Raw genomic sequence first — 14289 nt, 5'->3', positions numbered from 1 at the left:
GCGTTGAAATGCCTGTATCTTGTGACCCGCAGCCTGGATCCGACCGGGACCGGCCGCGCCCGGTGGGCTGTCCGGTGGAAACCCGTGATCGACGCGATGGCAATCACGTTTAGTGACCGCTGGCCGTCCGCTGAGACCTACTGATCAAATCCGCCGGAAACACTGATCACGAGACACTCCCCCGGGCAGCGCGCGCCCGCCTCCCGAACCGGGCGCGGACGAACACGACGCCAATTAGCGAGCGCTTCAGACAGTTGAGGAGCATTTCATCCCGCCGAAGGGAGTTTCAGGCGGCGCCGATGACAACAAGCACCCGCGGGTGGGACACCCGCGCGGGCGAGGGAAGGCCACGGAGGATACGGCCGGAGGCCCTCGCGTTCGTGACGATCGTGTGACGGGGGCGGGATTGGGATCCCTGGCCATCATCGGGAAATGGTTCCTGCTGTCCCTGGCAGGACTGACGGCGATCTGCGGGGCCGGCTGCGCGCTGCTCGCGCGTCGAGAACGGGCCGTGTCGGTCGGCCTGGGAAGTCTGGCGTTGCTACTCACGCTGGCGACGGTGGCGGACCTGGTCAACGCCCACTACGGCTACCTGCCGCGGTTCGACGACGTYATCGGGGTGCAATCCTGGCCGACAGCGTCGGCACACGAAATAGTCGGCCAGGCGCCGCGGCCGCATCCCGACGGCTCGGTCGTCGGCCTGCCGGTCACCGGGGTCCACAGTGGGTTCGGAACTCAGGAGGCCCTGGTGTATTTTCCGCCGCAGTACTTCACCGAGTCGCATACCCGGTTCCCGGTCGTCTATCTGTTACACGGGTCGCCAGGCGTTCCGGTCGACTGGTACCGGGGAGGCCAGGCCGCGCAGGTTGGTGCGATGCTCGCGCACGACGGCCAGCCCGCGATCCTCGTCGCCCCGCGGTTGAGCCACGGCTGGCTCGACGACAGCGAATGCGTCGACCGCCCTGGGGAACACGTCGAAACCTACCTGGTCGACGACGTGATTCCGACGGTCGACGCGCGGCTGCGGACCATCCCGGATCGGGCCGACCGGATCCTGGCCGGGATGTCCGCGGGCGGGTACTGCGCGCTGAACCTCGGCCTGCGGCATCGCGACCTCATCGCGACGATCGTCGACATGTCCGGGATGACCAGACCGACCCATGACGGAGGAATGGCCGGGCTGTTCGGAAACCGGCCGGATCTCGCCTTCGTCGCCGCGGCCAACACACCGGCGCTCTACGCACTCGCGCTCCTGCCGGACCCGCCGATGCGGGTGTGGCTGGACTGTGGGCGCGGCGACCGCGAGTCCCTGGACGACACCAGAAACATGGCACTCACCCTGTCGCGGCGCCCCGGATTCACCACCGTTCTGAGGCTCAGGCCCGGCGGCCACGACTTCAACGTGTGGCGACCGGCGCTCCGCGACGGCCTTCAGTGGGCGGTGCCGACCGCCTCCCCGGCATCGACTGACCGTCATACACGTGTGCTCCAGCACCTTCACGCCAGGGTGGCGGCCGCCTGAGGGGCAGCGGGGCGGAAGGTGGAGAGGCAGAGGGCTGTTGCGTTGTACAGGGAGAAGGCACATCCCGTCCATTTTGTCGGCAGGGCAGGCCGGCCTGTGCGAATTCGCTGTCCCGATACGACAGTGTTGACGGATCCCGGGGCTCACCCGAAARGGGGTAACAAGGATCGTGAGCATCTTCAGCGGCACCAACACTTCGCCAGACCCGCCGAAGCGGCGGGAGTCTCCTGCCGAGACAGCTGATCGGATCTCCGGCAATCGCCGCGGATGGCCACGTCCGCGGTCGCGCTCCGACCTTACTGGTAAGCCGTTACGGATCCGCCCACGTCCAAGCCGCCCGGCGCGGCAGAAGCCAGGCAACCCGCCGCGATCGAGAGACCCGGCAGCGCCTCTGAAGACAGCGAACGCGAATACGAGGACGGGTCCCTCGAACGCCCCGCGACGCGCCGCATCCGGCTCCGGGCCGCGTCGGTTCGGGCTGTGGGCCTGGAGGCGGCCGTGGGTGCCGCGGATCGCCGCGCTGTTGACGCTCGCCATCGGCCTGATGGACATCGGGTCCTCGCTGACTCCGGAGTGGCATTCGCGGCTGGAGGACCTACAGGCGCTGCTGCCCATGGCGGTCTCCCGGCAGGCCTCCGCGTTCACCGTCGTGGTGGGGATGCTGCTGGTGCTGCTCGCGGCCGGACTGCGGCGACGCAAGAGGCGGGCGTGGCGGGCCACGGTGGTTCTCCTTGGGACAAGCGTGGTCCTGCACATAGTCAAAGGACTGGACTATGAGGAGGCAGCCGGGTCGGCCGCGCTGTTCGTCGCCCTGCTCCTGGCTCACCAGGAGTTCCGAGCAAAGGGCGACCCGACGACACGCTGGCGGGCACTCGGGATCGGTCTGTTGCTCACGGTGGTGTCGATTGGGGTCGGCTTTCTGCTGCTGCACCTGCGCGAGAATCGGATTGCCGGCCCGCAACCGCTGTCCGCCCAGCTGGAACAGGTCGTCCTGGGGCTGGCCGGTATCCCCGGGCCGCTGGAGTTCACCTCCCACCGTTTCGCCGACCTGGCCTTTCKGACGCTGCTGACGATGGGTGTGCTGACCATTGGGACCACCGCCTATCTCGCGCTGCGCCCCCCCGAGCCGCGGCCGAGGCTGACCGACGAGGACGAGGCCCGGGTGCGTGCCCTGCTGGCCCGACACGGTGATGCCGACTCACTGGGGTACTTCGTGTTGCGATCGGACAAGTCGGTTGTCTGGTCACCGACAGGGAAGGCCTGTGTGGCCTACCGTGTCGTCTCCGGTGTGATGCTTGCCAGCGGCGATCCGCTCGGTGACCGGGAAGCGTGGCCCGGCGCCATCAGGGAGTTCCTCCGCGAGGCGGCCGACCACGCCTGGACGCCGGCAGTCATCGGCTGCTCAGAGGCAGGGGGCATCGCCTGGACCCGCGCGGGCCTGTCGGTGCTGGAGTTCGGGGACGAAGCCGTGCTGGAGACGACCGGCTTTACGCTGGAAGGCCGGACCATGCGCAACGTCCGCCAGGCTGTCGCCCGGGTGGAGCGCGCCGGCTACACAGCGATCGTCCAGCGGATCGGCGATCTTGAGCCGCGGGACGTCGCGCGGCTCAGGGCCCAGGTCGCGGTCTGGCGAGGTACCGAGACCGAGCGGGGGTTCTCGATGGCTCTCGGCCGGATCGGCGATGCGGCAGACGGCGACTGCGTCGTGGTGATGGCCTTCTCCGCGGAACCGCACGGCGCGGAGCCCCGGCTGCGCGCCGTGCTGCACTTCGTGCCCTGGGGGCGCACAGGCCTGTCGCTGGACGCGATGATGCGCGACCGGGCGGCCGACAACGGACTCAACGAGTTCCTGATCGTCAGCGCTGTCCGCCGGGCCCGGGATCTCGGTGTCAAGCGGCTGTCGCTGAACTTCGCGGTCTTCCGGTCCGCGCTCGAACGTGGCGAACGGCTCGGYGCGGGGCCGGTGCTGCGCTCGTGGCGCGGTCTGCTGATGTTCCTGTCCCGCTGGTTCCAGATCGACAGCCTGTACCGGTTCAACGCCAAGTTCCAGCCGACCTGGCTGTCCCGGTACGTCTGCTATCCCGCGTCCGCGGACCTGCCCCGGATCGCGCTGGCCATGCTCGAGGCCGAGGCCTTCCTTGTATGGCCACGCTGGGTATGGTCACGCTGGCGCGGGTACCTGCCCCGCCCCAGCACCCGTCTACGCGGCGGCGCCGCGCGGACAGCTTCGCCTGACCGCCACCAACGACGTTCTTGACCTGCTGTGGCCCGCGTTCTGTCTCCGCGCCGGCGTCGGCATACCGTGCGCCGCTGGCCGCACCGGCTCAACACCGCCGGTGTCGGCGGCAACAGCCGTCACGCACCCCGCCCCTCAGATCTCGTCCACCTCTCAGATCATGAAACAAGATCTGCCGGAGTCACGTGGACGCCCCCTCAACGCCGGGGAGCGCTCAGAGCGCGGCCGGCCCCGATCGCCCGTTTGGCGTACACCGTTTTCACATGATCCTAATCGTGAACCGACCCGCCGCTCGGCGGGCAGACAGTCGCGGCCGGACTGCCCCGTCGGGAATCAGGCGGGCCTGACGCCTCGCCGAAAGAAGGGAAAGCRCCGATGGGGCATTTCGGGTTCGTCGAGACGGGCACGATCGGTCTCCTACAAGGGATCACGGAACTGTTTCCGGTGTCCGGTCTCGGGCACAGCGTGCTCGTCCCCGCGTGAATCGGTGGGAGCTGGGCGCGGGACCTGGACGTCTCCCGCGCCGGAGTCGCCCTACCGGGCCTTCATCGTCGCCGTGCGCGTCGCTACCGCGATCGCTCTGATCACGTTCTACTGGCGCGACTGGGTCCGGATCACCAGGGGTCTGGCGATATCGGCACGGGACCGCCAGGTCCGGACATCCGACCAGCGACTCGGCTGGCTACTGGTTATCGCGACGGTTCCGGTAGGAGTCAGCGGTCTCCTGCTGGAGCACACTTTCCGCGCCACGCTCGGCAAACCGTTGTCGGCAACGTTGTTCCTGACCGTCAACGGTGGCGTGCTGCTCGCTGGAGAGCGGCTGCGGCGGAGGAACACGGCGCCCCGCGGACCCGGGTCCGCGCCCGCTCCGGTGACGACGGCGCCGATCACCGGCAGGTTCACCGCCGGGAGACCGACTCCGACGCCCGCCACGGGCGCTCCTGAAGGCACCACCCCGGGATCGGCTGGCCCGGCGCCGCTGTCCGTCGGTGCCGCCGCGGGCAGGATTCGGCCGGAAACAACGGAAGGAAGTCCCGCGCTGTCCGCTCCGGTCGTACGCAATATTCGTTGATCCAGTGGTTTTGTTCCGGCTGTGGGCGAACCCGGGCGAAATCTTCGGGGGTTCGGGGAACCGACCGGACGGCGCGGATGCCCCGTCCGGTCGCCTCCAGCCATGCGGGCGGTGTGCCCGGATCACCGCTCTCACCTGGGCCTCCGCCGGCCCGGGGGGTGGGATGGTCTATCGGGCGACCAGCCGGCGGACGTCCGCTGCCGACGTACCCAGCCCGCTCGGAGCACCGAAGGGCCGCCGGTCCACGGCCGGGTGGTAGCGCAGCTCGGTCTCCTCGTAGCGGTGGGTTCCTTCGTGCCAGCGCAGGATGCCGGCCAGCCAGTTCTGCAGTTCCCGCACGTAGCCGAGCAGCGCGCCGCGGACGTCGCCGTCGAGCTCCAGCTGGTCGAACAGCACCGGCAGTTCCTCGGCCACGATGTGCTCGAACTGGCGCATCCGGGCGGTCATGAGATCGTTCACCACCTCGACCGCACGGTCGCGGCCGCAGCCGAGGAAGTTCTCGACCACCAGCACGCAGTTGTGGATCTCGCCCTCGAACTGGATCTCCTTCTGGTAGGAGAAGACGTCGTTGAGCAGGCAGGCATAGTCGGCCGCGGCGTTCTCCAACGACCGTATCGGCCGGGTGCGGAAGATCTCGGCCGGCACGGTGTGTGCGCGGGCGAGCCGGCACAGGCTCATCGTCAGGTCGGAGCCGAACGTCGCGCGGCGCATCTCCAGGTAGTCGACGGGGTCGGGGATGCGGTTGACCGCCTGGTTCGCCAGCTCCCACAGCCAACTGTCGATCATCACTTCGACGGCGTGGCGGAAGACGGCCCGCGCGGCGGGCTCCATCGGCCCGGCGGTGCGTTCCCACAGGTCGGCGAGGCCGCGCTCGAGGGCGTTCGCCGGTACCTCGATGGCCGGGCCGTCGAGGGGCATGAAGGCGCGCAGCCGTTCGTTGCTCAGCCGGGCCCCGGCCAGGTTCCTGCTCCGGCCGAAGACCACCGGATAGTAGTCGTCGCCATAGGTGCCCCAGGTCAGCCAGCTGGTGGTGAGGTCGAGTTCCGCCGCGGAGGCGTCCGGGTGGATGCCGGCCGAGCACAGGGCGAAGTCGAACGCGACCAGCTTGTGCTCGTCCCAGATGCCCGGGACCGGCTCCAGCATGCCCATCGCACCTGCCCAGCGGACGATCGAGCGTCGCGAGGCGTCCAGGTGCGGGCTGCGCCCGGTGGTGTATGGCAGGTAGAACTCGGGCAGCCGAGTCGGCCCGACCACCCGGAACGGCACGTTGGCATGGGACCGAAGCCGCCGCGGCGCGGTGGCGAGCAGGGACGGCACGACCCGCACCGCCGAGGTGCCGAGGCTCGGCGTGCCGGGCAGGCCGGGCAGCCCGCCCACCCCGACGGGCAGCCCGGGACCGGCCGGGACCGCGTCGAGGGCTACCTCGCGGTTCATGTACCGGCTGGAGCGCAGATGCCACTCGTGGCCGCCGGACTGCCAGTCCTGCAGGCCCTTGGCATACGCCAACGTCGCGAGCCGTCCCGCCGGGTCGATGCCGTACTCGTCCAGGACGGCCGGCAGCTCCACGACCGCCGTGTGCTCGAACTGGTGCAGTCGGGAGGTGAGCAGGTCGTTGACGGCGTCGGCGGCCTGCTGCGTGCCGATGTCGAGGAAGCGTTCGACGACCAGCACCCCGTTGCTGAGCTCGCCCTCCTCGGTGACCTCCCGCTCGTAGGAGAACAGGTCATTGCGCAGGTGGACCGCGTCGGCGAAGGTGTCGCGCAGCACCCGCAGCGGGCGGGTGGCGGCGACGGCGGCCGGGACCTCGGCGTCCGCGGCGTGCTCGACGAGGTTCGCCGACCAGGGCGCACCGCCGACCTTGCGGCGCATCTCGACGTACTCGATCGGGTTGGCCAGCCGGCCGGCGTTGATGTTGGCGAGTTCCCAGAGCGACTCGTCGAGCAGGTTGCGGGTGCTCACCGCGAACCGTGCCCGCCAGTCGGCGGACCTGGCCGGCACGGTCCGCGCCCACAGGTCCGCGAGCCCGCGCTCGACCGGGTTCGTCGGCTCCTCGGTGATCTCGCCGTCGACCGGCATGAAGGCGGGCAGCCGGTCGAGATGGGCCCGCGCGCCCGCCATGTCGTGCGTCCGCTTGTAGAGCTCCAGGAAGTAGTCGTCGAAGTAGAAGACCCACACGTACCAGTCGGTGACGAGGTTCAGCCGCTCGGCGGTGGCGTCGGGATGGGTGTAGGCGCACAGCAGGGCGTAGTCGTGGGCGTCGAGGTCCCGCTCGGTCCAGATCGCGGTCCCGCCCTCGGGCGGGTCGATCATCTCCATGGCCCGGGCCCACGCCCGGCTGTGTTCCCGGGCGACGTCCAGATGGGGGCTCAGGCGCGCCGGATAGGGCACGTAGAATTCGGGGAGGGTGAAAGGCTGCATGATTCTCCGGGAAAACCCTTCTCTGCCGCTGGTGCGGGCGGTCGCGCCCGGAGGGCGTCACCGATATCGGCGCGTCGCCGCGGCGCGCTGACCGCGGCGACGCGCCGGTGGGCGGGCTCAGCGCCCGATCTCGACGCTCTCCAGGATTCCGAGCGCGTCCGGAACGAGGACGGCGGCGGAGAAGTAGGTCGTCACCAGGTACGAGATAATCGCCTTCTCGTTGATGCCCATGAACCGGACGGACAGCCCCGGCTCGTATTCGTCGGCGAGGCCGGTGTGGTGCAGGCCGATCACACCCTGGTTCTCCTCCCCGGTCCGCAACGCGATGACGGAGGTCGTTCCCGTGGCGCTGATCGGAATCTTGTTCAGCGGCAGGAGGGGGACGCCGCGCCAGGCCGGCACGTGCTGGTCGTGGAACAGGACGGTCGCCGGGTAGATGCCCCGCGCGGTGCATTCCCGGCCGAAGGCCGCGATCGTCCGGGGGTGGGCGAGCAGGAAGTGTGTGCTGCGCCGCCGGCTGAGCAGTTCGTCCAGGTCGTCCGGGGTCGGCGGGCCGGAGCGGGTGTGAATGCGCTGGCGCAGGTCGGCGTTGTGCAGCAGGCCGAAGTCGGAATTGTTGACCAGCTCGTACTCCTGGCGTTCGCGCAGTGCCTCGACGGTGAGCCGCAGCTGCTGCTCCAGCTGGTTGATCGGCTCGTTGTACAGGTCGGCCACCCGGCTGTGGATGCGCAGCACCGTCTGGGCGACGCTGAGCTCGTACTCACGCGGGGCCAGTTCGTAGTCGACGAACGTGCCCGGCAGGTCCGGCTCGCCGCTGTGCCCGGCCGCGATCGCGATCTCCGCCTCGCCCTGCCGGTTGCGCGGCGGCTGCGGGCGGGAGCGGTAGTCCGCCAGGTGCCCGCGCAGCGCGGTGTCCCGCTCGACGACCTCGGCGAACTGCTCGCGGGTGAGCACGAGCACGGTGGCGGCGGTCAGGGCGCGGGCGGTGTACTCCCAGGTCAGGTCCGACTCGACGAGGACCTCGTCACCGAAGTACTCGCCGTCGGCAAGCACCCCGAGGGAGYGCTCGTCACCGTACTCACCCGGGCCGAATTTCCCGATCTTGCCGTGGGCGACGAGGAACACCGCGTCGGCCGGCGCGCCGGTCTCCACCAGGACGTCGCCCGGCGCGTACTCCCGCTGGGCGAAGCGGTCGGCGAGACCGGCAAGCGCGTCGCCGTCGAAGCCCCGTAGGGCGGGCAGTTCGGCGAGCTCGCCGGGCACCACCCGCACCTCGGATCCGGTGGAGGTGAACGTGACGAGTCCGTCACCGAGTATGTAGGTCAACCGCCGGTTGACCCGGTAGACACCGCCGGCCGTCTGGACCCAGGGCAGCACGCGCAGCAGCCACCGGGAGGTGATCTCCTGCATCTGCGGGACGGACTTGGTGGTCGTCGCGAGGTTGCGCGCGGCCGCCGTGCTCAGGCTCAGCCGGGGGTCCTCGCCGGTCACGCCGGGGTCGGTCGATACGGGCTCGGTCATGCGGGCTCCACCTCTCTGTGGTTCTTCCAGGGACTCTCTTGTGGTTCTTCCAGGGATCGGGGCAACCGGGCGCGGCGGTACGCCGTGCCCTTACCGATGCACTGTCCGGTCGGTGCCCCCGCGGGGGTCGCGGGACGGCCGGCCGGATTCGTCAGGGCTGTTCCGGTACTTTCCCGAGAATTTCTGGCCCTCAGCGGCGCCGGCGCTGCTCCGACAGCGCCGTGCCATCTTTTCCGAGGACTCCCGCGGAACGCGGGAAAGACAGTGGCGGGGATTCTCGTGGCATCCCTACGGCCGCGGTATCGGCATTGGAGACGCGGCCGGGCCAGCAGCCCGATCAGATCTCCAGGAACGCATACGGATGATCTCCGCCCCCCATCTGTTCGGATGATCGCGCGGTCGGCAGCTTCATACCCGTGAACCCCCCGGCATGTCGCGCGGTTCGGCGACACGTGCTTTGTTTGCCGTCGGTAAGCGCGTGGCCGCGCATCGGCAGCTTCCTCCATCGGAGCCACGGGCGGCAAGCACTTTGCGGAACTACTCGAGGACTGGCCCGGAAGGTGGCCCGTCTAGTCCACTGACCGATCTTGTCGGTTACGGACAGTAAATGGTGATGAAGCCGCGACAGGAAACGTCTCCGGGCAACGTGCCGCAGCCAGCTCGGCCGGCCATCGGAACGCGATCATTCAACCAATTCCCCCCGCCACATCGGCGGCGACCGGCATGCGGCCCCATGACGCGGCCGTTCCGGGCCGGCCGGCGAGTGGGGACGTTCACCGGGCATGCCTGCAACGGCAACCCGAAAGTCATAGCGATACAACTCACCAAGGCTTCGGAGGATGCCGGCCACCCAGCGCCCGACACGCCCTCAAGTGATCAAAAGTTAACTGTGAGTTACAGAAGCGCCAGCGCTACTAGCAACTAATATCCACGAGACACTCCCACCCTCCAGTCATTTCGTACTAGTTCCCCAGCCCAGCTTTTGCAGTTTATGTGCGTTGGTTGTGTTTTTATAAAGATCGCAAATGATCGGGCTGACATGACGGGCAGGAGGATGCGGGCGCCGCGGCAGCCACCTACTGATCGCCTCTGGTCGTGCGGGCCGCTAACGATCAACCGGCGGCCAGAAGGCCCTCGCCGGCGACCTCGGGACGAAGATCCGGGATCTTACCGCCCCAGCCCCGCGGGCCCAGCAAGGAACGGGCATTCCCGCCACCGGGATACAGCCGGCCGCCTCCCGGCGCGGCTTCCGGCGGCAGGCCGCCGCGCAGTGCCAGGAAAATCCCGCCCGAGCGACGGAGCGACGGCTCGGCTCGGCTCGGCTCGGCTCGGCACCCTCCAGCCGGCGGGCCCGAAAGTCGCGACGTTCGTTGAATTTCCGCCGAACACCTGTTGAACACCGTCCGACATCTCGACGTATGCGAACGCGGAAATCCATGACCTCCGACGTCGGCGCGGGTTCGTACGTGACGGACGGCGAGTCCTTACCATACTGGGCATGGGGCTGATCCTGAAGATTCTCGGCTGCTTGTTCACAATCGGCTTCGGCGCGCTGCTGATATTTTCCGCGATCGCCGGCACGAAGGCCTCGCTGGAACGCGTCTGGCTCCGGATACGGGGGCACTACACGACCGGGACCGTGGTCGACGTCGACGTCGACGAAGATCCCGATCGTTACACTCGCTACACCCCGACGGTTGATTTCGTCACCCGAAGCGGCGACCGTCGGGTCGAGCGGCTGCTGTACCCGGTGGGGATTCAGCACGACGTAGGCGCCCGCATCCGTATCCTGTACCGGCCGCACGACCTGAGCCACGTCGTCACCCCGGATTTCTTCCAGGGATTCCGGAGTATCATTTTCCTTCCGTTCCTGGCCATGTCGGGGTTCGTCTTCATAGGCGTCGGCGTCGTGCTGCTGATCGGCGTCGACCGGGTCGAGCTCTGGAATGGCTGGGTCCTCTCGACCGGCTAGGGGCCGCCGTACGGACGGTTGTCACACAGCCAACTGACAGTCCCGACGTCCCACCGGACGCCAAGCCGGAGCGGGAGCCGACAGGCATCAGAGATCACACGAACGCATGCATACAAGCAAAAGTATGAACTTGAGGCCATACCAAGCTGACGCTGATCGACTGCTCCCGCGAGTTTCGACCAGTGGCTCAGCGGAATCGAGGCGCAAGACGGTCCGCCGAGGCCTTGCCAACCTCGGCGGACTTCTCAGTGTCTACCAGGCGCCGTTGACGACGCAATACGCGGTCTGCCGCGCAAAAACAGTCTGCCGCGCAAACGCCTCTATCGGCATTGTCCGGATCGCGGCCCGTCCACGATGTTGCCGGTCTGCCGCAGTTCTGGTTCGTTGCCGCCGCAGATCAGGGGGCCGGTGACATGGTTGGCCTCGAATTCGGGCACAGCGTCCTCCGGTAGCAGGCCGCTGCCGCTGTTGGCGGTGATCCGCGCCGGTCCCGTGATCGTGTTGGCCGAGGCTTCGAGACCTCCGCTGTTGGCCTCCAGGAGCAGCGGGCCCTGGATGGTGTTGCCCATGCAGGCCGTCACGTCGTCGTGATCAGCACCGATCAGGACATAGCCGCTGCTCGTCCGGATGGTGACCGGCCCGGCCAGCGTCGACCGGCAGACGGTGACCGCGACGGCGCCGCTGGCGGACAGGGGGCCGGTGACCTCGGCGCCCGACACGGCCAGGGCTCCACCGGGTTGTATGGTGACCGGTCCGTCCTGCTGGCCGCCGGCTCCTATGCACAGCGACTGGCCGGTGGCCACGATCAGAGGACCGTGGTGTGGTGTCGTCGTGCACGGTTGGCTGAATCCGACGGTGATCTCGGCAGGTCCTGCCGTGGTGCTCGGCGCGAAACGCGGGTCTCCGCTGTAGCTGGCGGTGATCGGATGGGATCCGGGCTGGAGTGCGCCGGTGCTGAAGCTGGCCTGACCACCGCTGACCGGCACGGTGGCCAGGGGTGTTGTCCCGTCCGAGAACGTGATCGTGCCGGTCGGAGTGCCCGCGGCCGGGTGCGCGGAGCCTACGGTGGCGGTGACGGCGACGGCGTGCCCGAACAGCGGGGTGGATGTACTCGGAGTCAGCGTGATCGTGGTTCCGTACCGGAACGAGATGATCGCTTTGCCGTTGCCGTGGTTGACGCCCGAGATGAGGGAGACGTTGGTCGCTGTTGGCGTCGCATACCCGCTTCCGCCGCCGCCACCTGCCCCGAAGAAGCCGCCGGGCTCCCCGCCGCCGGAGCCGCCGCCACCGCCGAAGTAGCCACCCCCTCCCCCGCCGCCCCCGTTGCCGCCGCCGCCCCCGTTGCCCCCTGGGCCCCCGCTGCCCGGGTTGGGCTGGCCGGTGTTGGGGTCGATGTCGCTGCCGGGGGCGCCAGGGCCGCCGGCAGCGGAGTTGGGGCTGCCGGTCCCGGGGGCGCTCTGGGTTCCGCCGCCGCCGGCGACACCGGACCCCGCGGGTCCGCCGCCCTGCCCGCCGGCCTGCCCGGTGGGACCGCCGCCGTCGCCTCCGTGCAGGAGGGGCCCACCGTTGCCGGCCCCTCCGCCGCCGCCCGCGACCAGGAGCCGATCGGACTGGCCGAAGGGGGCGAGCCGCACGTCCGAGCCACCGCCGCCGGACCCGCCTCCGCCGTGCGCGCCACCGCCTCCGGCTCCGTGGCCGATGCCGCCGGGCCGGGCGAACTCGCCGTGCCGGGAGGTTCCGGGGATTCCGGCGGCGCCCACGGTGATCTGGAGGATCTGCCCTGGGCTGACGACCAGAGTGGCGCGGGTCTCGCCGCCGAGCCCGCCGGCTGCGCCGTCGTTCGGCGGGTGCGGAGCGACGAAGCCGGCCGCGCTGCCGCCCTTGGCGCCGAACAGGTCGACGCTCACGGCGGTCACCCCGTCCGGGACGGTGAAGGTGTCCGTCCCCACAGCGGTGTAGGTGCAGGTGGGCGGGGATGCGGTGAGGACACCGCCCGCGCCGCAGGGTTCGGCCGCGCCGGCCGGACCGGCGGCTACGGCGAGGGGCGTCCCCATGACGGCGGCCAGGAGGCCGGTCGCGCCGGCGGCCGCGATCGCCACGGCTCTGGACATGATGAAACGACGGTTCACGGAAATCGACGGCGCCTTTCCGGGCCTGCGGAGGTGGTGGAATGCTGAGATGGGTGATCCGCGGGCAGGCCGTGTTCGGCCCGTGCCCGCCCGCGGGCCGGTGCTGCCGGTTTTCAGACGCCGTCGTCGGCGCACAGCACCCAGACGTCGGAATAGGTGTTCGGCGAGCTTGTGCCCCCGGTGTGGGTGAAGGCCGTCCAGTATGCCGCCGTGGTGGTCCCGTCGCTGACGGGATTGCCGCTGGAATCGCTGGGGAAGCTGCCGTTGAGATGGTCGCCGCCCGAGCCCGGTCCGGTGAAGTCGGTGGTCGTCACGCTGCCCCCGCTGATGGCGGCACCTCCGCTGACCAGTTTCCCGTCCTGACCACCGCAGCCCACGGTCGCTGTCTSCCCTGTGGTGGCTGAGGCCGGGCCGCTCACCTCGCTGTACCGGACTTTCACGGTGACTCCGCTGACATCGATGTTGTTCCCGCTGCAGACCGCGTAGGCGTAGGTCGTGTTGTTACTGTTGCCTCCGCCGCCGTTCCACCCGACAGCGGTCCAGGAGTCCGGATTGGTCTCACCGTCGGCCGCGGCTTTCTGCCCGTAGTCGTGTCCGGCGTTGTTGAGGGTGGGGAAGCTGGCGATCGGCTTGAGGCTGCCGATACTGGCCGGTGTGGTACGCGCCCCGCCGCCGAGCAGGACCGTGTTCGCCGGGCAGGTGGCGGTGACCAGGCCCACCGTTGAGCTGGACGTGGGCCCGGAAATCTTGTTCATGACCACCTGGGTGTGGTTGATCAGATTGCTGGTGAAGCACACCGCGTAGGGAGTGGTGGAGAAAGAGGCGTTGACCGCGCCCCCGCTGCCACCGATACCAAGCCAGTGCGTCACGTCGGTACCGACGACCCCGCTGGAACCGGTGTATTCGGTGCTGCCGTCGGAGCTGGGCTCGGTACCCATCACATGGTTGCCGTTCGACGACGAGCCGGTGCCGATGGCCTGGTTGATCCCACCTCCGGAGATGAGGCCGCTGCTACAGTCCGCGTGGGTCGAGATCTCGGAGAAGGCCGATCCGGGGCCGCTGGTGGCTCCCGGGGTTCTCACGGTGACGCCCACCGTGTTGGCGTACGCGATTCCCGGCACCGTGACAGCCAGCAGCGCACCTGCGATCAGCGCTTTTCCTAGGACAGGATGCCGCAGCGGCTTCATCCCCATCGGATCTCCCTTTCTGACTTCGACGCAGCGGACGTGTGCGCGTAACTCCGTCGAGAAACGGCGCGCGCTGAAGCAGGAAATGACTTCGGCACCGGGTCCGCGGCCGCGGGCGCGGGCGTCACCCATGCCCAGGCGAAGGCCGCCGCGCAGAGGACGGCGGCCGAGCCGCTACCGACCGATCTCACGGACACCGTACGTAAAACGGTGTTCCCCACCGAATCCTTAC

At 69.2% G+C, this 14289-nt stretch carries 7 protein-coding genes and 2 pseudogenes; 5 read left to right on the top strand and 4 right to left on the bottom strand.

What is annotated here, in order from left to right; all coding sequences use genetic code 11:
• From BL254_RS26545 to BL254_RS29665, 4 genes and pseudogenes are all read left to right on the top strand, one after another.
• A pseudogene (locus BL254_RS26545) lies at positions 1-144 on the top strand (IS256 family transposase); the annotation flags it as partial.
• Positions 145-406: 262 nt separating this feature from the next.
• A complete protein-coding gene (locus BL254_RS22320; protein WP_235433767.1) occupies positions 407-1522 on the top strand; it encodes an esterase family protein in 1116 nt (371 codons plus the stop codon).
• 502 nt (positions 1523-2024) lie between these two features.
• Positions 2025-3779: a phosphatidylglycerol lysyltransferase domain-containing protein gene (locus BL254_RS22315; protein ID WP_076844974.1), complete on the top strand. Its 1755-nt coding sequence runs from the start codon at positions 2025-2027 to the stop codon at positions 3777-3779.
• A gap of 354 nt (positions 3780-4133) precedes the next feature.
• A pseudogene (locus BL254_RS29665) lies at positions 4134-4590 on the top strand (undecaprenyl-diphosphate phosphatase); the annotation flags it as partial.
• Between the two features lie 408 nt (positions 4591-4998).
• On the opposite strand, the gene BL254_RS22305 reads toward BL254_RS29665, so the two are convergent.
• Positions 4999-7248 carry a family 2 encapsulin nanocompartment cargo protein terpene cyclase gene (locus BL254_RS22305; RefSeq protein ID WP_047224659.1) on the bottom strand — a complete coding sequence of 750 codons (2250 nt, stop codon included), beginning with the start codon at positions 7246-7248 and terminating at the stop codon, positions 4999-5001.
• A gap of 117 nt (positions 7249-7365) precedes the next feature.
• Positions 7366-8769 carry a family 2B encapsulin nanocompartment shell protein gene (locus BL254_RS22300; protein ID WP_076844970.1) on the bottom strand — a complete coding sequence of 468 codons (1404 nt, stop codon included), beginning with the start codon at positions 8767-8769 and terminating at the stop codon, positions 7366-7368.
• Positions 8770-10267: 1498 nt separating this feature from the next.
• Here BL254_RS22300 and BL254_RS22295 point away from each other — a divergent pair.
• Positions 10268-10741, top strand: coding sequence for a DUF3592 domain-containing protein (locus BL254_RS22295; RefSeq protein WP_047224660.1), 474 nt, complete (start codon positions 10268-10270; stop codon positions 10739-10741).
• Between the two features lie 320 nt (positions 10742-11061).
• Here BL254_RS22295 and BL254_RS22290 read toward each other — a convergent pair whose 3' ends face one another.
• Complete coding sequence (locus tag BL254_RS22290) at positions 11062-12852, bottom strand: Ig-like domain-containing protein (protein WP_139342454.1); 1791 nt, start codon at positions 12850-12852, stop codon at positions 11062-11064.
• Positions 12853-12983: 131 nt separating this feature from the next.
• The gene (locus tag BL254_RS22285) at positions 12984-14063 is read right to left on the bottom strand and encodes a hypothetical protein (protein WP_139342453.1); all 1080 of its coding nucleotides are present in this window, start codon (positions 14061-14063) and stop codon (positions 12984-12986) included.
• Positions 14064-14289 lie beyond the last annotated feature (226 nt).

Source organism: Protofrankia sp. BMG5.30, from assembly GCF_001983005.1.
In the GTDB taxonomy this organism is placed as follows: domain Bacteria; phylum Actinomycetota; class Actinomycetes; order Frankiales; family Frankiaceae; genus Protofrankia; species Protofrankia coriariae.
Note: the sequence above shows the minus strand (reverse complement) of the source record. Positions and strands in the feature narration are given on the sequence as shown.

Excerpts from the sequence above, each read along its gene's own strand:
- BL254_RS22295 (WP_047224660.1), top strand. The coding sequence starts at position 10,268 with ATGGGGCTGATCCTGAAGATTCTCGGCTGCTTGTTCACAATCGGCTTC.
- BL254_RS22290 (WP_139342454.1), bottom strand. The coding sequence starts at position 12,852 with ATGTCCAGAGCCGTGGCGATCGCGGCCGCCGGCGCGACCGGCCTCCTG.
- BL254_RS22305 (WP_047224659.1), bottom strand. The coding sequence starts at position 7,248 with ATGCAGCCTTTCACCCTCCCCGAATTCTACGTGCCCTATCCGGCGCGC.